Here is a 20,851-nt window from a genome sequence, read left to right on the forward strand (position 1 = left end):
ATGTTGCTTCTCGCCCTCGCTGCTTTTCTGCCGGGGGCGATTGGCGCGCTGATTGCCATCGACAAGCGTCTGAGAGGATGGGGCGCGATATTGACCTTCGCGCCTATGATTGGCGGCGTCTTCTTTATGCTGTCGCTGCCCTTCCTCGGTTTCTTTCAAGGTGCGTCAGGCGCCTTCGCGGTCGCGTCGTTTCTTGTCCCGACGCTCAGTGCATTGCTCGGGTTCGCCTTCGTACGCCTGACTCGGTCAGAGCCGCGCGTTTGAATGGCGCGTCAATTCATCGACGCGTAATTGGTTCCACCGCGCTGAGTGCTATGGTTCCCGAACAAAGAGGAGGAGACGCCATGATCGGTTACGTGACGCTTGGCACCAATGATCTTGAACGCGGCGCGAAATTTTATGATGCGATCGCCAAGGAGCTTGGCACGGGGCGGATGATGGAATGGCCGGGCGCAATTGCCTGGGGCACGCCGGGCGGCGGCGCGGGCATTGGCCTCACCGCCCCGTTCGACGGCAAAGCAGCGACGGTCGGCAACGGCGTCATGGTGGCGCTTGAGTGCAAGGACAAGGACCAAATCCACCGCGTCTATGAGATCGCGCTGGCGCACGGCGGCTCTTGCGAAGGCAAGCCTGGCCCACGCGGCGACGGCGGCTTTTACGCCGCCTATTTCCGCGATCCGGACGGCAACAAGCTCAACGCCTTCATTATGGGCTGAGCCGGCGCCGCTGCTTCAGCGGCGCTGATGCACGGCCGTGACTTGCGGGGCGTCGAGGCGCAGCAGCGCGTCTTCCAGCGCTTCGCTACGGCAGGCGCGCTCTTGGCGGCGATAATCTGGCGCTTGGCGCTCAACTTCGTTCGGGTCGCACACGGTGTAGGCGGCATAGCGCAGCCGGCTCAGCATGGCGCGCGCGTCCTGGTCGCTTGAGAAATTGAGATCCGCGTAACGGACCGGGATGGCGCGTTCGCCATCGGCGACCTGCACCACAGGCTCCGCGCTTGCGACGCCGACACAGGCGATGGCAGCAATAACACCAGAAATCAGGGACTTAAGCATGTGCATGACCTCCCAAGGGCGGCGCGGGCTGTTGTCAGCCTTCATCAAGCCGTCATCGAGTTGTCATAAAACTGTCATTCGACAGTCATGTAAACGCACGGCTGCGTGTTGAGGCTGAGCTCAGCCCCAACCGGTTGATTTCGCAGCTGGAAATTTTGCCTAGGCCAGGGTTGCGCTGGCGAAGGCGGCTTCCACGTCCGGCAGCAGGCGCGCGTAATAATGCTCGCGCGGCGCCAAATAGAGCATGACGTGAAGCTTGTCGCTGGCGCCACGCGCCGCGAGGGCCGCGCCGCCGATGTCGAGGCCCGCTTGAGTGCGCGTCGCTAGATCAAAGCGCACACCGGGGAGCGAACCAAAATTCTGCGGCCGCAGCGCGCTGGCTTCCGGCGACTGGAATTCGACCGCGACGCAATCAGTGATGAATTCGACGATTTCCGTGTCGCCCATGTCGGCGCGATAGGTCGGGCGGGGCGTGTCGCGATCGGCTGGGCGCACCAGCGAGCCGCCGGGCTCGATGGTCGCCAGATAGAGGCGATTGAGCATGGGGCCGTCGATCGACAGCATGCGCACGCCTGGCGGACGCGGCATCATGTAATTGGTCAAATCGGACCACGGGCGCTGTAGTGTGATGCTGAATGCATCGTTGGCCGTGTATGCGCCTTGCGGCACGAGCGTGGACGTGGCGCAGCTACTGAGCGCGGCGCCGCTGGCGACGACGCCCCATAGTGCGGCGCGCCGCGTGACTGTAAAGCTCATTGAACCCCTCCCGTCTGAGCATTGATTTGCGCGAGGCGCGCTTCGACCAAGGCGCGGTCTTCCGCGTTCGGCGCGCGCTCCAGATACGTTGTGAAATGCGCCGCCGCCTCGGCGTGGCGGCCGTCGCGCGCGGCGAACTCGCCGAGTTCGCGCCATGCAGCCGCAGGCGCGTCCGCGTGGGCAATGGCGTTAGCGTAATGCTGCAGCGCGCTTGCGCGATCGCCTTCGGCGCGACGCAAGCGACAAATCTCACCGCGATAATACTCGATCACGCCGAGGTCTTCGCCGTGCGCGGCGAGCTGATTCAGAAGATGCGCTGTTTGACCATAATCCCGCCGACGCAGATCGGCGCGCAGCCATTCGTCCAAGAATGGGCGGATTACGGCGCGATAGCGCTCGCGGTGCGTTTGCCCTGTGCCGCTGTGCGCGGCCGCGCGCGCGCTGAGCGCTTCAACGCGCTCGGCCGAAAGCGGGTGCGTGCTGAAGATGCTGCCGCGGGTTTCGCGGCGGCGCGTGTCCGGATTATCCGAGGCCGCGGTCTCGGCCATCAGCGACGTCCAGATACGTTGACCGGCGCTGGGATCGTAGTTCGCCGCCACCGCGTGGTCGAAGCCCACATTGTCCGCCTCCGTCTCATTCTCCCGCGAGAATCCGAACAATGAGGCGATCGTGCCGAGGTACACCGCATCGACGGCGATGCGCGTGACGTCTGAAATGGATGAGGCGGAGTTTGGGGAATTGACGGCGGCCGCTGTGCCAGCAGCCGCAATGACGACGCTTGCGATCATCGCGCCCGTCGCCCGTGCGCGTGTCGCGCGCAGCGCCTCCAGCGAATGGCGCTCGCCGTAATGCGCGGTTTCGTGTCCCAGCACGAAGGCAAGCTGCGCTTCATCCTCGGCGCGCAGCAGCAGCCCGGACCACACTTCCATGTAGCCGTTCGGCGCCATCGACGCGTTAAAGAACGGCCGGTTCATGATGTAGAGCCGGATGTCGCCGCAATACTCAGCGGCGACGCGGCAGGCGACGTCGCGGACATAAGCGTTCAGCGCGGGGTCGGTCTCAAGTTGGCCGGATGCGCGCGCCTGCTGCTCGGCGCGGTCGGAGACGCCCCACAATCCGCCTTCGTCCGTCGATGACTCGGGGCGCGCGCGCGCGGGTGGAGGAGGGGGCGGCGGCGACGCCATTGCGGGCGCCTGCGCGAGCGGCTCCACTGGCGGCCCCACGAGCGGCGGCGCCTCCTGCGCGAATGCGAGACTAGTCGCCGCGATCAGGAGCGTGCTGGCGAGCGCAAGCCGTCTCACAGCGGCGCACCCCGCATCAGGGTCTCCGCCAACGAAGCGGCGCCTTCAATCTGACGCATATCCTGGTTCGGCGACGCGGTGACGACATTGAACCAAATCACGTTGCCGGTGCGCAGATCGACAAGTGAGGCAAAGGCTTGTTGTCCGCCAAGCGGCACGCCAACGCCTAGCATGGCCAAGCCGACCATGGCGGCGACACGACCTGCGCTCGCGTAGGAGCCGCGCGCGGTGACGAAGAGCGCGTAGTCGGCATTGTACGTGGTCGCGAGTTCCTGGACGCCTTCGCCCAGGGTCCAGGTGAAATCGTCGTTCCGCGTGGGCACGCTGTAGAAGCCGTAATTGATGGCGAGGATCGAGGTGCCAACCGCGTCATGCAAACGGATGACTTGACCAACGCGCCCCTCCATCGCCGTGGCGGGATCAAGCGACGACGTGGTGTGGCTTTGCGCCTGAATGAGCGTGGCGACGGCTGTGGTGAGATTGTCGCGCCCCGAAATCGACCAATCTTCGCGCGGCTCTTGCAGCCCGGCGGCGGTCAACACCGCGAGTTGGACGTCGGGTGTCATCACCAGGATACGGGAATTGTCCGCGGGCCGCTCGAACTCACCTTGAAATGTGCGCGGCGCCGCGGTCGCGCACGCGGTCACGGCGACAAGCATCGCAAGCGCGGCGAGCGCGCGGACATGTTTCAGCATTTTCCCCTCCCCACGGCCGCAGGCTTCCGCCGCCGCATCTCGGCTACCTTAGATTGACGCCAGATCGAGTTCCAGTCTCGAAACGAGAATTCTTTACGAATGACGCGCCTGCCCACGGACTGAGCGTTCTACGCTGATGATGGAGCAGGGGCGACGTTCGGGCAGGGTTTGCAAGATTTCGCGGCTGCGTTATGCCGCTGGCCGCATTCTCGATTTTTCCAGCGCCACGGGGGCCGCTTAGCTCATGTCTATTCTCGTCAACGCCGCCACGCGCGTCATCTGCCAGGGCTTCACCGGGAAGAACGGCACGTTCCACTCGGAACAGGCCATCGCCTACGGCACCAAGATGACGGGCGGCGTGTCGCCGGGCAAAGCGGGCACGACGCATCTGGGCCTGCCGGTGTTCGCAAGTGTGGCTGAGGCCAAGGAAAAAGCCGGCGCCGACGCGACTGTGATCTACGTGCCGCCGCCAGGCGCCGCGGCCGCGATCGAAGAAGCGATCGACGCGGAAATCCCGCTCATCATCTGCATCACCGAGGGCATCCCGGTGCTGGATATGGTGCGGGTGAAGGCGAAGCTGGAAAAGTCCAAGTCCCGCCTGATCGGCCCCAATTGCCCGGGCGTGCTGACGCCAAACGAGTGCAAGATCGGCATCATGCCGGGCTCGATCTTCTCGAAGGGCAAGGTTGGCGTGCTCTCGCGTTCTGGCACGCTGACTTATGAGGCGGTGTTCCAGACGACGAACGAAGGCTTGGGCCAAACCACGGCCGTCGGCATCGGCGGTGACCCGGTGAAGGGCACCGAATTCATTGATATGCTGGAGCTTTTCCTGGCAGACCCGGAAACGCAATCGATCATCATGATCGGCGAGATCGGCGGCACGGCGGAAGAAGACGCCGCCCAATTCCTGGCCGACGAGAAGAAGAAGGGCCGCTGGAAGCCGACCGTCGGCTTCATTGCTGGCCGCACGGCGCCTCCCGGCCGCCGCATGGGCCACGCCGGCGCGATCATCTCGGGTGGCAAGGGCGACGCGGAATCCAAGATCGCCGCAATGGAAGCCGCCGGCATCAAAGTCGCGCCGCACCCGGCCGCGCTCGGCCGCACGATGGCTGAGTTGCTGAAAAGCTAATCGCGCTGGCGCCATTTCTGTAGCCCTGCGTCAGCGCAGGCCTTCAATCCTCTGGCGACGCACTTTAGAAGGGGCGCGCCCGCGAGCGCGCGCCTATATCCCTGCTGCGTTTCGCGAAATTCCGAGAGGTCCAGCGCACCCATGGCGGACGACGCCCGTAGCTTGCCGAACACAGCCATGCTCGAGACGAGTTTCCTCGATGCGGCCAACGCCACGTTCGTGGAGCGCATGCACGAGAAATATCTGAACGACCCGAATTCGGTCGATCAGTCTTGGCGCAATTTCTTCTCGCAGTTGCGCGACGATCCCACCTCCATTCGCAAAGCCGTGTCTGGTCCGGCATGGTATCGTCCAGAATTGGCGCAGCCGCAGACGACGGAAACGACCGCGCTGTTGGACGGCAATTGGGCGGGCCTCGCCGCGAAGCTTGAACAGAAAGTCGCCGCCCGCCTGCCGGCTGGCGCATCGCAGCAGGACGTGCAGCAAGCGGCCCGCGATTCCGTGCGCGCGCTGATGATGATCCGCGCTTATCGCACGCGCGGTCACTTGGCGGCGACGCTTGATCCGCTCGGCATCGAGGTGCGCCAGCCGCCGGCCGAACTTGATCCGGCCAATCACGGTTTCGGCCCGCGCGACATGGACCGGCCGATCTTTATCGACGGCGTGCTTGGTCTGCAGACCGCCACCGTCAATGAGATGCTGGCGATCCTGAAGCGCACCTATTGCTCGACCGTCGGCGTCGAGTTCATGCACATCACGGACCCGGCCGAGAAGGCTTGGCTGCAAGAGCGCATCGAAGGGCCGGACAAGCAGATTGCGTTCACCGCCGAAGGCAAGCGCGCGATCCTGAAGAAGCTGATCGAAGGCGAGACCTTCGAGAAATTCGTGCACAAGCGCCATCCCGGCACCAAGCGCTTCGGCCTCGACGGCGGCGAAGCGATGCTGCCGGCGCTCGAACAGATCATCAAGCGCGGCGGCGCGATGGGTGTTGAAGAGATCATCCTCGGCATGGCGCACCGTGGCCGCCTGAACGTGCTCGCCGCCGTGATGGGCAAGCCTTATCAGGCGATCTTCCACGAATTCCAAGGCGGCTCGGCGACTCCGGATGACGTGCTCGGCTCGGGCGACGTGAAGTATCACTTGGGCGCTTCGAGCGATCGTTCGTTCGACGGCAACAATGTGCACTTGTCGCTGACCGCGAACCCGTCGCACCTTGAGATCGTCAATCCGGTCGTGCTCGGCAAATCGCGCGCCAAGCAAGCTAAGCGCGCAACCTGGGCCGAGGATGCCGAAGCGCTACACAAGCTACGCTCGCGGGTGATGCCGCTCTTGATCCACGGCGACGCCGCGTTCGCGGGGCAGGGCGTGGTGGCCGAGTGTTTCGCGCTTTCCGGTCTGCGCGGTTATCGCACCGGCGGCACGATGCACTTCATCATCAACAACCAGATCGGCTTCACGACGGCGCCGCACTATTCGCGCTCGTCGCCGTACCCGTCCGACGTCGCGCTCATGGTGCAGGCGCCGATCTTCCACGTGAACGGCGACGACCCGGAAGCGGTGGTGTTCGCGGCGAAGGTCGCCACGGAATATCGTCAGATCTTCGGCAAGGACGTCGTCATCGACATGTTCTGCTATCGCCGCTTCGGTCACAACGAAGGCGACGATCCGACCATGACGCAGCCGATCATGTATCGGCGTGTGAAAGACCAGCCGACGACGTTGACGCTCTATACGCGCCGACTTGTCAATGAAGGCGTCGTCAGCCAGGCCGAGGTCGAGGCGTGGGAGAACGAGTTCAACGCCTTTCTCGATGTCGAATTCGACGCCGGCAAGGCGTTCAAGGTCAACAAGGCGGATTGGCTCGATGGTGAGTGGGCCGGTCTTTCGACGCCGAAGGATGACGACCGCCGCGGCGCAACCGACGTGCGCATTGATCGCCTGCGCGAGCTGGGTCGTGCGATCACCAAAATTCCGCGCGAATTCGACATGCACAAAACCGTACAGCGCGTGGTCGAGACACGCCGTAAGGCGATCGATGACGGCCACGGCGTCGACTGGGCGCTCGCTGAACATCTGGCGTTCGCGACGCTGTTGGACGAAGGCTACAATGTACGTCTGAGCGGCCAGGATTCCTGCCGCGGCACGTTCAGCCAACGCCACTCGCATTTCATCGATCAGACCACGGAAGAGCGCTACACGCCGCTCAACAATATCCGCCCCGGCCAAGCGCATTACGAAGTCATCGACTCGCTGCTCTCTGAAGAGGCGGTGCTGGGCTTCGAGTACGGCTACACGCTGGCCGATCCGAAAACGCTGACGCTCTGGGAAGCGCAGTTCGGCGACTTCGTAAACGGCGCGCAGGTCGTGATCGACCAATTCATCTCGTCCGGGGAGCGCAAATGGTTGCGCATGTCCGGTCTCGTGATGCTGTTGCCGCACGGCTATGAAGGGCAGGGGCCGGAGCACAGTTCGGCGCGCATTGAGCGCTTCTTGCAGCAATGTGCGGAAGATAATCTGCAGGTCGTCAATTGCACGACGCCGGCCAATTATTTCCATGTGTTGCGCCGCCAGCTGCATCGCGAGTTCCGCAAGCCGCTGATCGTATTCACGCCGAAATCGCTGCTGCGGCACAAGAAGGCGGTCTCGTCGCTGTCGGAGATGGCGGAAGGGACTTCGTTCCACCGGGTCTTGTGGGACGACGCCCAATTGCACAACGGCCACACCACGATCCAACTCAAGGGCGACAGCGAAATCCGCCGCGTGATCATGTGCTCGGGCAAAGTCTATTATGATCTGCTTGATGAGCGCGAGAAGCGCGGCCTGGATGATGTTTACATCCTGCGCCTGGAACAATTTTATCCCTGGCCGATGAAGTCGGTGATGACGGAGCTGCAGCGCTTCCCGAACGCCGAACTCGTCTGGTGCCAGGAAGAGCCCAAGAACATGGGCGGCTGGACGTTCGTCGATCCGTGGATCGAGCTGACGCTTGAGAAGCTCGACGTGAAGGCTAAGCGGGCGCGCTACGCGGGCCGTCCCGCCAGCGCCTCGACCGCGGCGGGGCTCATGTCCAAGCATTTGAAAGAATTGGACGAGCTGCTGCAGGCGGCTTTGGGGTGATTTTTAGCGCATCGCGCTCTAAGTGAGCGCTGAAGCGAGGAGCTAGAGAATTTCGATGACCGATATCGTTGTGCCGACTTTGGGCGAAAGCGTCAGTGAGGCGACCGTCGCCAAGTGGCTGAAAAAGGCCGGCGACAGCGTGAAGAAAGACGAGACCTTAGTCGAACTCGAAACCGATAAGGTTTCGGTCGAAGTCTCGGCGCCCGAAGCTGGCGTGTTGGGCGAGATCGTCGCCAATGAAGGCGACACGGTTGGCATCGGCGCATTGCTCGGCCGCATGGGCGGCGCAGGCGCGCAGCCGGCGGCCGCCGCGCCGAAAGCTGAAGCGCCGAAGCCCGCCGCCGCGCCCGCGCCGCAACAGCCGGCCGCGAGCGCCGGCGCCAAGCAAGCGCCGCCGTCGGTGCAGCGCATCGCCTCCGAGGCCGGCGTGGATGTTTCGGGCATGACCGGCAGCGGCAAGGATGGCCGTCTCACCAAGTCCGACGCGCTCTCGATCATCGAAAATCGCGCCGCGTCGGCGCAACCCGCGGCGCCACAGCAAACGCTCGTGGCCCGCCCGGTCGGCGAGCGCGAAGAGCGCGTGAAGATGACGCGTCTGCGTCAGACCATCGCCCGTCGCCTAAAGGAAGCGCAGAATTCGGCGGCGATGCTGACGACGTTCAATGAGGCCGACATGTCGGCCATCATGGCGGCGCGCAACAAATACAAGGACAATTTCGAGCGCAAGCACGGCGTGAAGCTCGGCTTCATGAGCTTCTTCGTGAAGGCCTGCGTCGCGGCGCTGAAAGAGATTCCGAACGTCAACGCCGAGATCGACGGCGACAGCATCATCTACAAGAATTTCTACGACATCGGCATCGCCGTCGGCACCGATCGCGGCCTCGTCGTCCCGGTGATCCGTGAAGCCGATCGCAAATCGATGGCCGAGATTGAGCAGGAGATCGGCGAACTCGGCGTCAAGGCCCGCGACGGCCATCTGAAGCTGGAAGACTTGCAGGGCGCGACGTTCACGATCTCGAATGGCGGCGTCTATGGCTCGCTCATGTCCACGCCGATCCTGAATGCGCCGCAATCGGGCATTCTCGGCATGCACAAGATTCAGGATCGCCCCGTCGTCGTCGACAAGCAGATCGTGATCCGGCCGATGATGTACCTGGCGCTGAGCTACGATCACCGCATCGTCGACGGCAAGGAAGCGGTCACGTTCCTGGTGCGCGTGAAGGAAGGCCTGGAAGATCCTGAGCGCATGCTGCTCGATCTCTAAGCGCTACATCGAAAGCTGGACTTCGCTCCGCGGGTATGTGTTCGCGCGTGCGGCGGAGGCGCGGCGATAGCGGGTCTCTAAGCGCGCATCTTCGGCGTCGAGTTTTGCTTGCAGCTTGGCTTCGCGCACGCTGGCTTCTTCAAGCTCAGCGGCGATGCGCGCGAAATACTGGCCCACAGGAACGAGGCCGGTCGTCTCGCTACGGGCGCGCAATTTCGTTACTTGCATTGGGCAATCTCCAGATCACCCGCCCGCACCAATAACTTTTGGTCACGCGCGCGGTTGCGCGTTTCGCACGCGGATCATTGTGGGTAACTCACTTCTCCTTGTGCAGCACCGTGAGCGCAAGGCATGCGGCGGAGATGAGTGTGATGGCGAGCATGGCGTAGGCGAGGGGGCCGAAATCCTCGAAGAAGCTGTCGAACGCGCCCGCTTGGGCGAGTGGAACGAGCGAGAAGCCCGCCGCTAGACCCCACGCGCCGGACAGCAAGCGCAGGCCGCCGGACATTTTGCGCAACGTGCGGAAGCCGGCGAGCAACAACAGTGCGCCGATCACGATCATGGCGAAGATGCCGATTTCCAGGTCGAAGCCCACAACAGCGACGCCAATCAGCAGCGCACCCATCGCCAGCGCCGCGATCCCGCTGACTTTGCCCATCCACATCATGTCGTTTCCCTCCACTGGCGCAGGCTAGCCGCGCCGCTCGCCCCTTAGAAGAGCCTGACTCGAAAGGCTTTCTCGGACTCCATTGGCGCATGCCCGCCGCCGCGTATAGATTGTCTCGCGCTCGGGGGAGCGAGGGGATAGGGGAACGTCATGACGTTCATTCTGCGCTGGCCGGCCATTCTGGTGCTCCTGGCTTTGGTGCTGCTGAGCTTTGTCGGCGCCTTGGGCGCAGCAGGCGTCATCGCCGATATTCACGCGCCGGCGAGCGGCGTCTCGCAGGTCGACAGCCAAGTGGCGCAGGCGCAGAGCGCGGCCGCTGAAAGCGCCGCGAGCGCGAGCTGGATCGATGTTGGCCTGTTGGCCGCGGCAGGGCTCTTCTTCCTGATCGCCGCCGTGCGCCTCATGCGCCGCACGCAGGGCTTCTGGACCTGGCTGCTGGGCTTTGCTTGCTTCGGCGGCCGCTGGGCTTGGCAGCAGCAACAGAGCGGCGGGCTCGTCGCCACCGTGCAGGGCATCGATGTCAGCGCCTATACGCAGCCGCAGGCGGTGCTCGCGAATATCGGTTCGCCGGAATCGCAGATCGCGCTTTTGGCCATTGTGCTGATCGTCGGCCTGTTCGTATTCATCGTCGACGCGGCCGATCGCGCGTATTGGGATAAGCAGGGCGCCTAGTTGGACCGCCGGCTCCCAGCTGGCATGCTGATGCGCAAATTTGCCGGCTAGAAGCCGGCGGTCCGAACACATATGTTCCGGCCATAAGTTCATGCGCGCCGAATGCTGCGCCGCGTCTCCATTGGAGCTTTCATGTCGTACGATCTCGTCATCATCGGGGGCGGCCCCGGCGGATACAATTGCGCCATCCGCGCCGGCCAATTGGGGCTGAGGACCGCCATCGTCGAGAGTCGCGGCAAGCTCGGCGGAACTTGCCTAAACGTCGGTTGCATCCCGTCGAAGGCGCTGCTGCACGCGAGCGAGTATTTCGAGGCGGCCGCCAAGACCTTCCCGTCGATGGGCATCAAGGTGAGCGGCGTCTCGCTCGATCTCCCGCAAATGCTGAAGCAGAAGGACGACGCCGTCGACGGGCTCACCAAGGGCGTCGAGTTCCTGATGCGCAAGCACAAGGTCGACTACGTCAAAGGCTTTGGCCGCATCGTCGGCGCGGGCCGCGTCGAAGTGAAGGGCGCTGACGGCGCGACGCAGACGCTTGAGACCAAGAACATCGTCATCGCCACGGGCTCCGAGCCGATGGGCTTGCCGGGCGTGACGATCGATGAAGAGAGCGTCGTCACTTCGACGGGCGCGCTTTCGTTGCAGCGTGTGCCGGGCAAGATGATTGTGATCGGCGCGGGCGTGATCGGGCTAGAGCTTGGCTCGGTGTGGCGCCGCCTCGGCGCGGAAGTCACCGTGGTCGAATTCCTCGATAAGATCACGCCGACGATGGACAACGAGATCTCCACGGCGTTCCTGAAAATTCTCAAGAAGCAGGGCATGAAGTTCGAGCTCGGACACAAGGTGACGGGCGTGGAGAAGACGGGCGGCGGTCTGCTCGTTTCGATCGAGCCGGCGCAAGGCGGTGCGTCGCGTACGCTGGAAGCCGACGTCGTTCTCGTCGCCATTGGCCGTAAGCCCTACACGCAAGGGCTTGGCCTGGAGACGATCGGCGTCGCGACTGACAAGCGCGGCTTCATCGAAACCGATCACTTCAAGACCAACGTCGCCGGGGTCTACGCGGTCGGCGATTGCACGCATGGGCCGATGCTGGCCCACAAGGCGGAAGAGGAGGGCATTGCTGCTGCTCAAATCATCGCTGGCCAGTGGGGTCATGTGAACGCCGACATTATCCCGAGCGTCATTTACACCGATCCGGAGGTCGCCAGCGTCGGCAAGACCGAGGAAGAGCTGAAAGCGGCGGGCGTTCAGTACAAGGTCGGCAAATTCCCGATGATGGCCAATTCGCGCGCACGCACGAACCACGAGACGGACGGCATGGTCAAAGTGCTGGAAGACACCGCGACCAAGCGCGTCGTCGGCGTGCACATGATTGGCGCGGGCGTTGGCGAGATGATTGGCGAGGTCTGCGTTGCGATGGAATTCGGCGCCGCCGCCGAAGACATCGCCCGCACCTGCCACGCGCACCCGACCATGAGCGAAGCCGTCCGCGAAGCGGCCAAGGGCGTTGATGGCTGGGTGATGCAGGCTTAATTCGCCGCGCCCAACATCCCCCTGTGGATATTGCAGAATGCTCACTTTGCTGTGAGCACATCCTGCGTTTTCCTCACACGCCTAGCGAGCGGGGAGGACGGGTCTTGCTCATTCTGAACACGGGGCGCTTGGCGCTTCTGGCGTTGGATCACGAATTGGCGGCATTGCAGGCGGGCAGCCGCACGGCCTTCTTCAACGCGATCGCGGTGACGCACGAGCCGATATGGCCGCCTGCGCCGTTTGAACCGGCCGCGTTTGACTGGGCCGTCAATCACCTCGCGCATGATCCGGAAGGGCAGGGCTGGTACGGCTGGGCCTTGCTCGCCAACGAGGGCGAACGCGCGCCGCCGCGCCTGGTGGGCATCGCTGCTCTAATCGGTCGGCCCGACGATGACGGCGATGTCGAGCTCGCGTTCGGCCTGCTGCCGGAGTTTCGCGGGCGCGGCTATGGCGGCGAGACCGTCCAGGCATTGGCGACCTGGGCGTTCGCCAATGGCGCAAAGCGCGTGATTGCGCATCTCGATGCCGAGGATGAGGGCGCCGCGCACACTCTGTCGCGTGTGGGCTTCGCCGATACGCGCGAGCAGCCTTATCCGGGTGTCGCGCGTTGGGCGCTGAGCGCCGCGGCTTAGTTCGCGCCTTCGGCTTCGCCGCCGATCGCGCCCTGAATGGCCGCATGCGTAGCGCATTGCACCAAGGCGTCGCGCGTTGCGGGCTCGATGTTCGACGTGCTTTCAGCGGCGGCTTCGACGCTGCGGCCTTCCAGCGTTTCGCGCGCGACCGTGGTGATGGCCGTGACGTGCTCTTCGGTGATCTCCGAACCCAGGCGGTCTTGCACGCAGCCGCAGAAGGCTTCGGATTGACCGGCTAACATGCAGGCCGTGCGCGTGTCGACCGCGCCGCGCGCGGTGTCGATTACTTGGCCGCCAATATCGGCCGCCTGTTGCTTTGCCTCTTCCAGATTGCTGGGGACGTCACAGGCGCTGAGCAGAACGAGCGCGGCGAGGGCGGTCAGTATTCTCATGGAACGCAAGGTGGCGAGCCACGCCGGTTCCCGCAAGCGGTCACTCCGCCGCGCTCAGAAGCGACTGGATGCGGTTGAGATAGGCAATCCAGGCGTTGCGGCCCGATTTGGTCAGATGCACCAGGGTCAGCGGCTTCTTGCCTTCGAACTTTTTCTCGATGCGCACATACTTCGCTTCTTCGAGCTTCGAGAGATGCGTCGACAGATTGCCGTCCGTCGCGTTCACCTTCGCCTTGAGTTCAACGAACGGGGCGGGGGAGGCGGTGGAGAGATACGCCATGATCCCCAGCCGCAAGCGGCCGTGGATCACGTCGTCGATTTCGGTGTGATCGAAGCGAGACAAGGCGCTCAGACGATCGCGGAGGGTTCGCGCTTCAGCAAGATCGCGCCCGGCCACGCCAGCACAAGCAGGCTGCCGATGGCGGCGTAGATGTATGCCCAATCGTCATTGGCGAAGAGGCAGAGCGTGAGGCCAAATCCAATCGAGAGCCACGCGAAGCGTCGCATCCACCCTTGCTCCGAGAGCGCGGCGACGGCGAACAGCGCGGCGCCATAGATAGCAAACGCCGCGCCGAAGATGGCGTTGGGCGCTGTTGGGTCGTTGGTCATCAGCATGCGCGCGAGCGAGCCGATCACGACCGCCAACAACGCGATGCCAGCGCCGCCCCAAACCGCGCGCTCGGCGCGCACGCCAATCGTGGCGCGACCGGGCTTTTCACACATGCGTTGGCGCAGCGCGTACATGCCCATACCGGCGATCACGCCATATCCGGCCCAAATCAATGCGAAGATCCAGCCGTTCAGCTCTGGCAGCTGGCCGGCGAGCGCCGCCCGGTGCAGCGAGAAGGCCAAGGCGTTCAACACGCCCCAAAACATCAGATAGGCGCCGCCGAGCAGAGGCGCGTGACGCCCTTCCTCCGCGAGCGTGCGCGCGTAGGCCAAATCCTGCATCAATTCTTCGCGGGTCATGGTCCGCTCCGGCTGTGGACTTTGAAAAACAAAGTACTTGGCCGTGTTCTGGGCGTCAAGCGGTGGGGCAAAAATGAAGAAATCCGCAACGCGGCGCGCGTGCGGATTGGGTGGGCGTTCTAGAGGAGAAGGGGAGAGCCGCGTAGGCGGCGTCAGATCAACGTTTTCGGAAATGGCGGCAAAGGCGGCGGCGTTCGAAGCGGGAGCGGGGAGAGCGTATCACCGGAGAACGCATGTGATCCTTTGCGCGATCGATGGTCCTAAACGGCGAAGGGGGCGCTCGTCAGCGCCCCCTTGCCTTTGCGTCTATTAGACGGCAGCCGCAGCAGCCTTCGCCGGCTTGCGAGCGACCTTGCGGGTCGTCTTGCGGGCGGTCTTCTTCGCAGCCTTGCGAACCGTCTTGCGGGCCGGCTTCTTCGCCGCCTTGCGCACGACCTTCTTCGCCGACTTCTTGGCAGCCTTGCGGACGGTCTTCTTCGCAGCCTTGCGAACCGTCTTCTTGGCGGCCTTACGAACGACCTTCTTCGCCGGCTTCTTCGCAGCGGCCTTCTTTACCTTCTTAGCCATTTTCATTTCCTCATCTTTACTAGTGTTGGTACTGGGTTGGATGGGAGTTGTTTGACTCTCCGAGGATTTTTCTGACGCAATTTGGTTTGCAAGTCGTTTCCGCAAGTACTCGCGCGCATTTTTCTGCGTGTTCGATTTGTTGTTTGCGCGAACACTCTGCGAGATCGTCGCGCGCCTTATTTTTCAAGGCGCGCAGAGCAATTGCGCGATGCGTTTTTCGTCACGCGCGCGGATGCGCACGACGATACAGCTGCAAAATTTTTTTCGCTTCGACGCTCGCGTACGTCTGAGTCGTCGAGAGCGATTCGTGTCCGAGCAGGTCTTGGATGGCGCGCAGATCGCCGCCGTTCGCGAGCAAATGTGTTGCGAAGGCATGCCGAAGCGCATGCGGTGTGGCGCTCGAAGGCAGACCCAAACGTCCGCGCAGACGCTGCATCAAGTCCTGCGCCATGCGGGGAGAGAGCGCGCCCCCACGCACCGCACGGAAGAGCGGGGCGTCTTCGGTCAGCGCATAGGGGCAGAGCGCGGCATAGCGTTCGACGGCCTGACGCGCAGCCGGGAGGAGGGGCACGATCCGCTCTTTGCTTCCCTTGCCGACCACGCGCAACATGTCCGGCAAGGGCAGATCGGCGCCTGTGAGCGCCAGCGCTTCGCTGATGCGAAGTCCGGCCGCGTAGAGCAAGGTGATCAGCGCCGCGTCGCGCGCGCCGATCCAGTCTTGGCTCGCTGTGTCGCTCGCTTCAACGATCAGATCGCGCGCCGCGCCTTCGGAGACGGGGCGTGGCAAGGGCCGCTTAAGCTTTGGCCCACGCACCAGGGCTAGGCGTGCATTGGCGACGCCGTGACGGCGTTCCAGATAGCGATAGAAGCTGCGGATCGCTGCGAGGGCGCGGGAAATCGAGCGATCGGCAAGCGCGTCCGGGCCTTGGCGGCGATACGCGAGATAGGCGCGCAGATCGCGCGGTTCTAAATGGGCGAGGTCGTGGGCTGAAGGCTCACCGCCCAAATGGCCTTGCAAAAAGCCCAGAAACGCCGCGACATCACGCTCATAGGCTTCAACGGAATTCGCTGCAAAGCGCCGCTCATCGCGAAGGTGTGCGATCCAATGTTGGAGGAGGGCGGCGGCGTGCATGCGTGCGATTGAACGCCGCGCGCGTCAATATCTCGTCAACGTCTTGGCGCGACGTGCGCGAGCCAATATTCGTAATGATAGTGCAGCCGCCCGTCGGACACCGTGTACTTTGGTTGGTGCGGGCGGCCCTCGTGATGGAGCAAATCGCTCGGCAGCACCCATGGGCTCACGCGCGTGCGGCGTGCGATCGCCATCTGCTCGGCAAAGGCGACGCGGGTGCGCATGGAGATCGGGAGGGCCAAATCCGCAGCCGGGTAGAAGCCGTCCTCCAGTCGCGCGGCCAAGGTGCGAATGAAGGCGTCGCGCGCCTCCACGCGACCTTCCCGATGGGTCGCGACGTCGCCGGGGGCGCCCTGGCACATGACATAGAGTGCGGTGGCGCGGTCGCAGGCGCGCTGGGCGGTGAGCCATTCCATCTCGGCCGTGCCGTCGCGCCAATCCCAGCGGAGCGCGATCTCGTGCCAATCGTCCGGCTGCATCTGGGCGAGGAGGTTGATGCGGCTATAGCCCCCGATGTCGAGCGGAGCGGCGAGGCATTCGTTCCAGCGCGCATAATGGGTGATGCGCGCCGCCTCCGCCTCGGCCTGCGCGGTAAGGTCTGCGACGACGTCCGTGCGCGATTGGAGCAGGCGGGCGGCGAAGTCAGGCTCATTGCGCCAGAGCGACAACTGAAACTCGAACGCCTCCGCTTTCTCGAAGCATGTGACGTAGGCGGAGTTCACACGCCGCAGGTCGAGATCGCGCATGTTGCGCACCGCACCGCCCGCGACGATGGCGTCGACCAGCGCGCGATAGTGCCGGTGCTGCGGCGGGACGGGTTCGTCCGGGTAGGCGCCGGCATATTGCTCGTACAGGCTGCACAGCACCCGCGCCGGCGCACCTTCGGGTGCGTAGGTTGTAAACAGGTGGTCGTGGGCGCTATGCGGCGCCGGCGACCCCGTCACACGGGAGAATAATTTCGCGAACACAGCGCGCCCAGGCTGCGCTCGTGTGCCTAACAACCAATAAGTTACCAGAGTTAAGGGCCGTTCAGTAACAGCGGCGCAACATCTGGCGCTTTCACCGAATCCACCGACCCCCTAGATTCACCCTATGAATTCCACCGCCCGCCGCCGCGCCATGGATGCGTTGAAGCGTCAGCGCGCGCCCGCGCCGGCCGGCCCGCTGTTCGCGGTCGCCGAGGATGGCGCGGCGTTCGAGCACGACACTATGGATAAGGTGTCGGTGTTGTTTCCGCTGCCCTTGCCGGAGCCGTTCGACTACCGCGCCGCGAGTGCGATGGGCATCGAGCCGGGCATGCATGTGATCGCGCCAATTGGTTCGCGCCTCGTACGTGGCGTGGTCTGGGGGGTGGAGCGCAACAATCCCGCCGCCGCGAACCTGAAAGCGATCGAAGAAGTGCTGCCTGGGCCGCCGGTGCCAGAGATCTCACGCACGTTCGTGGATTGGGCGGCGAAGTACCTGGTGCGTCCGCCGGGCGATCTCATGCGCATGGTCGTACGTTCACCCGACGCGCTGTTTCCGCCGCCGACCTACACGGTGCTCGCGCCGACGGGGGAGACACCGCCGAAGCTTACGGAAGCGCGCGCGCGGGTGCTGGAGGAAGCGGCGAAGGAGCAGGTCAATGCGGCTGAGCTCTCGCGCCGTGCTGAAACCTCATCGGCTGTGGTAAAGGGGCTCGTCGATTGCGGCGCGCTGGTGAAGCTGGAGATCAGCGAAGACCCGCCATACCCGGCGCCCGATCTCAGCCGAACCGGTAAGGACCTCTCCGACATCCAGCAAGCCGCCGCGGAAGAAGTCTGCGCCAGTGTGCGCGCCGGCGGCTTTCATGTCGCGCTGCTCGATGGCGTGACGGGGTCGGGCAAGACGGAAGTCTATCTTGAAGCGGTCGCCGAAGCTTTGAAGCTCGAGCCTGACGCGCAGGTGCTGGTGCTGTTGCCGGAGATCGCGCTGACGCAAGCGGCGATGAGCCGCTTCAATGCACGCTTTGGCGTTACGCCTGTCGAATGGCACTCCGCCATTCCGCAAAAAGCGCGCCGCCGCGCCTGGCGGGAGATTACAGCAGGCCGCGCGCGGCTTGTTGTCGGCGCGCGCTCGGCGCTCTTCCTGCCGTATAAGAATCTCAAACTCATCGTCATCGACGAAGAGCACGACCCTTCTTACAAGCAGGAGGAGGGCGTCATTTATCAGGCGCGCGATCTCGCTGTGGCGCGCGCGAAGCTCGGCGAATGCATGGTCATATTGGCCAGCGCCACGCCGTCGCTAGAAACGCTCGTCAATGCGCAGCTCGGCCGCTACGCGCACGTGAAGCTCGCGGCGCGTCATGGCGTGGCGGAATTGCCCGACGTCGAACTGGTCGATTTGAAAGACTCGCCGCCCGAAAAGGGCAAATGGCTGTCGCCCAAGCTGGTGCGCGGGGCCGCTGAAGCCCTGCTGCGCGGCGAGCAGGCGCTCTTTTATATGAACCGTCGCGGCTATGCGCCGCTCACGCTCTGCCGCGCGTGCGGCCACCGCATGAAATCGCCGGAGACCGAGAGCTGGCTGGTTGAGCACAAATATTCGGGCCGCCTAGTGTGCCATCTCACCGGCTTTTCGATGCCGAAGCCGAAGGCGTGTCCGGAATGTCTGACGCCGGATAGCTTCACCTCGATCGGCCCCGGCGTGGAGCGCATCGAAGAAGAAGTACGCGAGCATTTCCCGGAAGCGCGCATCGAAATCTTCTCTTCCGACACTACGCCCAATGGGGATGCCGTGCGCGATCTCGTGGCGCGCATGGAGAACAACGAGATCGACATTCTGATCGGCACGCAGATTGTCGCGAAGGGCCACAACTTCCCCAACTTGACGTTCGTGGGCGTGGTCGATGCTGATCTTGGCTTGAAGGGCGGCGATCTGCGCGCGGGAGAACGCACGTTCCAGCTTGTCAGTCAGGTCGCAGGTCGCGCCGGCCGTCATGAGAAGAAGGGCCGCGCGCTCATTCAGACCTACGCGCCGCACGAGCCGGTGATGCAGGCGCTGGCAGCGCAGGATCGCGACGCTTTCTTCGCCGCCGAAATCGCCGAGCGCGAAGCCGCCGGCATGCCGCCCTATGGTCGTTTGGCGGCCGTGATAGTTTCCGCGCCCAGCGAGCAACTCGCGAACGAAGCCTCCAAGACGATGGGGGAGAAGGCGCCGATCGTGGAGGGGCTCGACCTCTGGGGGCCGGCGCCGGCGCCGCTTTCGGTGATCCGCGGTATGCACCGGCGCCGGTTTCTCATCCGCGCCAATCGCGGCGTCGACGTTTCGGCCTTCCTTGCCGCTTGGGCAGGCCGTGTAAAACTGCACAGTGCGGTCCGCGTGCAAATCGACGTGGACCCGTACTCATTCCTTTGAGGAGGCCGCGATGGCGTACAAACCTTTCGATCTGACCGGCAAGGTCGCACTCGTCACTGGCGGCAATGGCGGCATTGGCTTGGCGATGGCGGATGCTCTGGCCCAGGCCGGCGCGAGCGTCGAAATCTGGGGCACAAACCCCGACAAGAACGCCAAGGCGCTGGCGCAGCTCAAGGCGCACGGCGTGAAGGCGAATGCGCGGATCGTCGACGTATCGAAGGAAGAGAACATCGTCTCCGGGATGCAGGCGACGCTCGCTGAATTTGGCCGCATTGATGCGTGCTTCGCCAATGCCGGCGTCTCCAATCGCTGGAAATCTTTCCTCGACATTGGCGGCGAAGATTATCGCCGCGTGATGGCGATCAATCTCGACGGCATGATCTGGACGATGCGTGAAGCCTGCCGTCACATGAAGACGCGCGCCGAAGCCGGTGATCCGGGCGGGTCGGTTGTGGCCGTCGCGAGTATGGCGGCCGTGTTTGGCGCCGCCCGCAATCAGGATTACGGCGCGACGAAAGCCGGCATTATTGGTGTGACGAATGCGATCGCGGTTGAGTTCGCGCGCTACGGCGTGCGTTCAAACTCCATTCTGCCAGGCTGGATCGCCACGGATATGACGGGGCTTGCGCAAGAGAACGAGCAATTCACCAAGAGCGTCATTAGCCGTGTGCCGATGCGGCGCTGGGGGAAGCCGGAGGAGTTTGGCGGCATCGCCGTCTATCTCGCCAGCGACGCCTCCAGCTTCCATAGCGGCGACTCGATCCTGATCGATGGCGCCTACGGCAAATTCTAAACGTCGTCGTCGCCAACGACGCCGCCTTCGCCTTCGAGCCGGTTGAGCTGTTTCACGTCGCGGCGCGTGAAGCGCAGCCGTACGCCGGCGCCCATATCATCTTCGTCCAGGAAGACGGCGCCGGCCGTCTCCAATGCATGTCTCAGCGCGGCGCGCCCCTTCTTGCCTGGGTCGGCGCCGCCTGTCTCGAAATCGCGGATGGCTTTCTTGGAGACGCCAGAGGCCTCCGCCAATTGCTCGCGCGGCCATTGCACCAGAGCTCGACCCGCGCGGCACAAGGCGCCTGTTAATTCCACATCCGCCTCCAATTCCCGTGCGCCGAGTGTGGGGCCACGCGGCGCGCGCCTCAAGGCCGCACGGCGCGCGCCGGAGCGGTTTTTCATTCTAGGTCTGCAAACGGTCAGCGCGCACGGCGTGGACCCTCATTTTCCGCTCGGAGAGGAGAAGACGATGGGTTCGCACAATCACATATCGGCGATCGCGGCGCCCGATCAGTCCGCCGCCGGAAGAGGCGCCGTTAGAGGCCGTTGATTAGAAGCACGACAGCGTCGGCGCCAGCTTTCCGGTCTTCGGCGATCTCGGTGTATTCGGGCGAGGTCGCCCAAGCGCGGAACGCGGCGGCGTCCTCGAACTGCATCAGCACGACCTTGTTGCGGTCCCACCATTGGCCCTCCAATACGAGGGGCGTGTTGTCGGCGGCGAGCAGTCTGCCGCCATACTGGCTCAGCACCGGCATGAAACGGCTCATGTAGCGGCCGTAGCGTTCCAGATCATGAATGCGCAGCTGCGCGAGGGCGTAGACGGTCAT

24 protein-coding genes are annotated in these 20,851 nt (G+C 63.9%); 10 read left to right on the forward strand and 14 right to left on the reverse strand.

Features of this window, described 5'->3' with window-relative positions; translation table 11 throughout:
• Both VF769_RS00315 and VF769_RS00320 read left to right on the forward strand, forming a co-directional pair.
• On the forward strand, positions 1–264 hold the full coding sequence (locus tag VF769_RS00315; RefSeq protein ID WP_331006368.1) for a hypothetical protein: 264 nt from the start codon (positions 1–3) through the stop codon (positions 262–264).
• Between the two features lie 80 nt (positions 265–344).
• The gene (locus VF769_RS00320) at positions 345–716 is read left to right on the forward strand and encodes a VOC family protein (RefSeq protein ID WP_331006369.1); all 372 of its coding nucleotides are present in this window, start codon (positions 345–347) and stop codon (positions 714–716) included.
• A gap of 15 nt (positions 717–731) precedes the next feature.
• On the opposite strand, the gene VF769_RS00325 is transcribed toward VF769_RS00320, so the two are convergent.
• The 4 genes from VF769_RS00325 to VF769_RS00340 all read right to left on the reverse strand — a co-directional run bounded on the left by VF769_RS00325 (position 732) and on the right by VF769_RS00340 (position 3,807).
• The gene (locus VF769_RS00325; RefSeq protein ID WP_331006370.1) at positions 732–1,055 is read right to left on the reverse strand and encodes a UrcA family protein; all 324 of its coding nucleotides are present in this window, start codon (positions 1,053–1,055) and stop codon (positions 732–734) included.
• Positions 1,056–1,214: 159 nt separating this feature from the next.
• Entirely contained in the window at positions 1,215–1,811 is a 597-nt protein-coding gene (locus VF769_RS00330) for a hypothetical protein (RefSeq protein ID WP_331006371.1), read from the reverse strand.
• Positions 1,808–3,112 (reverse strand): M48 family metallopeptidase, encoded by a 1,305-nt coding sequence (locus VF769_RS00335; protein ID WP_331006372.1) that lies wholly within the window; start codon positions 3,110–3,112, stop codon positions 1,808–1,810. The genes VF769_RS00330 and VF769_RS00335 overlap by 4 nt, the downstream gene beginning before the upstream one ends.
• Positions 3,109–3,807 carry a hypothetical protein gene (locus VF769_RS00340; RefSeq protein ID WP_331006373.1) on the reverse strand — a complete coding sequence of 233 codons (699 nt, stop codon included), beginning with the start codon at positions 3,805–3,807 and terminating at the stop codon, positions 3,109–3,111. The genes VF769_RS00335 and VF769_RS00340 overlap by 4 nt, the downstream gene beginning before the upstream one ends.
• A 244-nt stretch (positions 3,808–4,051) precedes the next feature.
• Between VF769_RS00340 and sucD the strand changes: the two genes are divergently transcribed.
• From sucD to odhB, 3 genes are all read left to right on the forward strand, one after another.
• Positions 4,052–4,936 (forward strand): succinate--CoA ligase subunit alpha, encoded by an 885-nt coding sequence (sucD, locus tag VF769_RS00345; RefSeq protein WP_331006374.1) that lies wholly within the window; start codon positions 4,052–4,054, stop codon positions 4,934–4,936.
• Between the two features lie 141 nt (positions 4,937–5,077).
• Positions 5,078–8,053: a 2-oxoglutarate dehydrogenase E1 component gene (locus VF769_RS00350; protein WP_331006375.1), complete on the forward strand. Its 2,976-nt coding sequence runs from the start codon at positions 5,078–5,080 to the stop codon at positions 8,051–8,053.
• Positions 8,054–8,108: 55 nt separating this feature from the next.
• The gene (gene odhB, locus VF769_RS00355; protein ID WP_331006376.1) at positions 8,109–9,317 is read left to right on the forward strand and encodes a 2-oxoglutarate dehydrogenase complex dihydrolipoyllysine-residue succinyltransferase; all 1,209 of its coding nucleotides are present in this window, start codon (positions 8,109–8,111) and stop codon (positions 9,315–9,317) included.
• 3 nt (positions 9,318–9,320) lie between these two features.
• On the opposite strand, the gene VF769_RS00360 is transcribed toward odhB, so the two are convergent.
• Together VF769_RS00360 and VF769_RS00365 are read right to left on the reverse strand one after the other, a co-directional pair.
• A complete protein-coding gene (locus VF769_RS00360) occupies positions 9,321–9,545 on the reverse strand; it encodes a hypothetical protein (RefSeq protein WP_331006377.1) in 225 nt (74 codons plus the stop codon).
• Between the two features lie 88 nt (positions 9,546–9,633).
• Complete coding sequence (locus VF769_RS00365) at positions 9,634–9,984, reverse strand: hypothetical protein (RefSeq protein ID WP_331006378.1); 351 nt, start codon at positions 9,982–9,984, stop codon at positions 9,634–9,636.
• Positions 9,985–10,134: 150 nt separating this feature from the next.
• Between VF769_RS00365 and VF769_RS00370 the strand changes: the two genes are divergently transcribed.
• The 3 genes from VF769_RS00370 (at position 10,135) to VF769_RS00380 (ending at position 12,818) form a co-directional block, all read left to right on the forward strand.
• A complete protein-coding gene (locus VF769_RS00370; protein ID WP_331006379.1) occupies positions 10,135–10,656 on the forward strand; it encodes a hypothetical protein in 522 nt (173 codons plus the stop codon).
• 132 nt (positions 10,657–10,788) lie between these two features.
• Positions 10,789–12,186 carry a dihydrolipoyl dehydrogenase gene (lpdA, locus tag VF769_RS00375; protein WP_331006380.1) on the forward strand — a complete coding sequence of 466 codons (1,398 nt, stop codon included), beginning with the start codon at positions 10,789–10,791 and terminating at the stop codon, positions 12,184–12,186.
• A 104-nt stretch (positions 12,187–12,290) separates the two neighbouring features.
• The gene (locus VF769_RS00380; protein WP_331006381.1) at positions 12,291–12,818 is read left to right on the forward strand and encodes a GNAT family N-acetyltransferase; all 528 of its coding nucleotides are present in this window, start codon (positions 12,291–12,293) and stop codon (positions 12,816–12,818) included.
• Here VF769_RS00380 and VF769_RS00385 read toward each other — a convergent pair.
• From VF769_RS00385 to VF769_RS00410, 6 genes are all read right to left on the reverse strand, one after another.
• Positions 12,815–13,210: a hypothetical protein gene (locus VF769_RS00385; RefSeq protein WP_331006382.1), complete on the reverse strand. Its 396-nt coding sequence runs from the start codon at positions 13,208–13,210 to the stop codon at positions 12,815–12,817. The genes VF769_RS00380 and VF769_RS00385 overlap by 4 nt on opposite strands.
• A 40-nt stretch (positions 13,211–13,250) precedes the next feature.
• Positions 13,251–13,553, reverse strand: coding sequence for a transcriptional regulator (locus tag VF769_RS00390; protein WP_331006383.1), 303 nt, complete (start codon positions 13,551–13,553; stop codon positions 13,251–13,253).
• Positions 13,554–13,558: 5 nt separating this feature from the next.
• Positions 13,559–14,179: a hypothetical protein gene (locus VF769_RS00395; protein WP_331006384.1), complete on the reverse strand. Its 621-nt coding sequence runs from the start codon at positions 14,177–14,179 to the stop codon at positions 13,559–13,561.
• Between the two features lie 309 nt (positions 14,180–14,488).
• The gene (locus VF769_RS00400) at positions 14,489–14,746 is read right to left on the reverse strand and encodes a hypothetical protein (RefSeq protein WP_331006385.1); all 258 of its coding nucleotides are present in this window, start codon (positions 14,744–14,746) and stop codon (positions 14,489–14,491) included.
• 220 nt (positions 14,747–14,966) lie between these two features.
• Positions 14,967–15,878 carry a tyrosine recombinase XerC gene (locus tag VF769_RS00405; RefSeq protein ID WP_331006386.1) on the reverse strand — a complete coding sequence of 304 codons (912 nt, stop codon included), beginning with the start codon at positions 15,876–15,878 and terminating at the stop codon, positions 14,967–14,969.
• Positions 15,879–15,913: 35 nt separating this feature from the next.
• Entirely contained in the window at positions 15,914–16,846 is a 933-nt protein-coding gene (locus VF769_RS00410) for a hypothetical protein (RefSeq protein ID WP_331006387.1), read from the reverse strand.
• A 241-nt stretch (positions 16,847–17,087) separates the two neighbouring features.
• On the opposite strand from VF769_RS00410, the gene VF769_RS00415 reads away from it, so the two are divergent.
• On the forward strand, positions 17,088–19,250 hold the full coding sequence (locus VF769_RS00415; protein WP_349258066.1) for a primosomal protein N': 2,163 nt from the start codon (positions 17,088–17,090) through the stop codon (positions 19,248–19,250).
• A gap of 10 nt (positions 19,251–19,260) precedes the next feature.
• Complete coding sequence (locus tag VF769_RS00420; RefSeq protein ID WP_331006389.1) at positions 19,261–20,043, forward strand: SDR family NAD(P)-dependent oxidoreductase; 783 nt, start codon at positions 19,261–19,263, stop codon at positions 20,041–20,043.
• Here VF769_RS00420 and VF769_RS00425 read toward each other — a convergent pair.
• Together VF769_RS00425 and VF769_RS00430 are read right to left on the reverse strand one after the other, a co-directional pair.
• Entirely contained in the window at positions 20,040–20,426 is a 387-nt protein-coding gene (locus VF769_RS00425) for a hypothetical protein (protein WP_331006390.1), read from the reverse strand. The two genes, VF769_RS00420 and VF769_RS00425, sit on opposite strands and share 4 nt — an antisense overlap.
• Positions 20,427–20,560: 134 nt before the next feature.
• Positions 20,561–20,851: a DUF1330 domain-containing protein gene (locus VF769_RS00430; RefSeq protein WP_331006391.1), complete on the reverse strand. Its 291-nt coding sequence runs from the start codon at positions 20,849–20,851 to the stop codon at positions 20,561–20,563.

Origin of the sequence: Vitreimonas sp. (assembly GCF_036392335.1) — a bacterium.
Classification (GTDB): domain Bacteria; phylum Pseudomonadota; class Alphaproteobacteria; order Caulobacterales; family Aquidulcibacteraceae; genus Vitreimonas.

Coding starts and splice junctions, on each gene's coding strand:
- VF769_RS00315 (WP_331006368.1), top strand. CDS start 1: ATGTTGCTTCTCGCCCTCGCTGCTTTTCTGCCGGGGGCGATTGGCGCG.
- VF769_RS00320 (WP_331006369.1), top strand. CDS start 345: ATGATCGGTTACGTGACGCTTGGCACCAATGATCTTGAACGCGGCGCG.
- VF769_RS00325 (WP_331006370.1), bottom strand. CDS start 1,055: ATGCTTAAGTCCCTGATTTCTGGTGTTATTGCTGCCATCGCCTGTGTC.
- VF769_RS00330 (WP_331006371.1), bottom strand. CDS start 1,811: ATGAGCTTTACAGTCACGCGGCGCGCCGCACTATGGGGCGTCGTCGCC.
- VF769_RS00340 (WP_331006373.1), bottom strand. CDS start 3,807: ATGCTGAAACATGTCCGCGCGCTCGCCGCGCTTGCGATGCTTGTCGCC.
- sucD (WP_331006374.1), top strand. CDS start 4,052: ATGTCTATTCTCGTCAACGCCGCCACGCGCGTCATCTGCCAGGGCTTC.
- VF769_RS00350 (WP_331006375.1), top strand. CDS start 5,078: ATGGCGGACGACGCCCGTAGCTTGCCGAACACAGCCATGCTCGAGACG.
- odhB (WP_331006376.1), top strand. CDS start 8,109: ATGACCGATATCGTTGTGCCGACTTTGGGCGAAAGCGTCAGTGAGGCG.
- VF769_RS00360 (WP_331006377.1), bottom strand. CDS start 9,545: ATGCAAGTAACGAAATTGCGCGCCCGTAGCGAGACGACCGGCCTCGTT.
- VF769_RS00365 (WP_331006378.1), bottom strand. CDS start 9,984: ATGATGTGGATGGGCAAAGTCAGCGGGATCGCGGCGCTGGCGATGGGT.
- VF769_RS00370 (WP_331006379.1), top strand. CDS start 10,135: ATGACGTTCATTCTGCGCTGGCCGGCCATTCTGGTGCTCCTGGCTTTG.
- lpdA (WP_331006380.1), top strand. CDS start 10,789: ATGTCGTACGATCTCGTCATCATCGGGGGCGGCCCCGGCGGATACAAT.
- VF769_RS00385 (WP_331006382.1), bottom strand. CDS start 13,210: ATGAGAATACTGACCGCCCTCGCCGCGCTCGTTCTGCTCAGCGCCTGT.
- VF769_RS00395 (WP_331006384.1), bottom strand. CDS start 14,179: ATGACCCGCGAAGAATTGATGCAGGATTTGGCCTACGCGCGCACGCTC.
- VF769_RS00400 (WP_331006385.1), bottom strand. CDS start 14,746: ATGGCTAAGAAGGTAAAGAAGGCCGCTGCGAAGAAGCCGGCGAAGAAG.
- VF769_RS00405 (WP_331006386.1), bottom strand. CDS start 15,878: ATGCACGCCGCCGCCCTCCTCCAACATTGGATCGCACACCTTCGCGAT.
- VF769_RS00415 (WP_349258066.1), top strand. CDS start 17,088: ATGGATAAGGTGTCGGTGTTGTTTCCGCTGCCCTTGCCGGAGCCGTTC.
- VF769_RS00420 (WP_331006389.1), top strand. CDS start 19,261: ATGGCGTACAAACCTTTCGATCTGACCGGCAAGGTCGCACTCGTCACT.
- VF769_RS00425 (WP_331006390.1), bottom strand. CDS start 20,426: ATGAAAAACCGCTCCGGCGCGCGCCGTGCGGCCTTGAGGCGCGCGCCG.
- VF769_RS00430 (WP_331006391.1), bottom strand. CDS start 20,851: ATGACCGTCTACGCCCTCGCGCAGCTGCGCATTCATGATCTGGAACGC.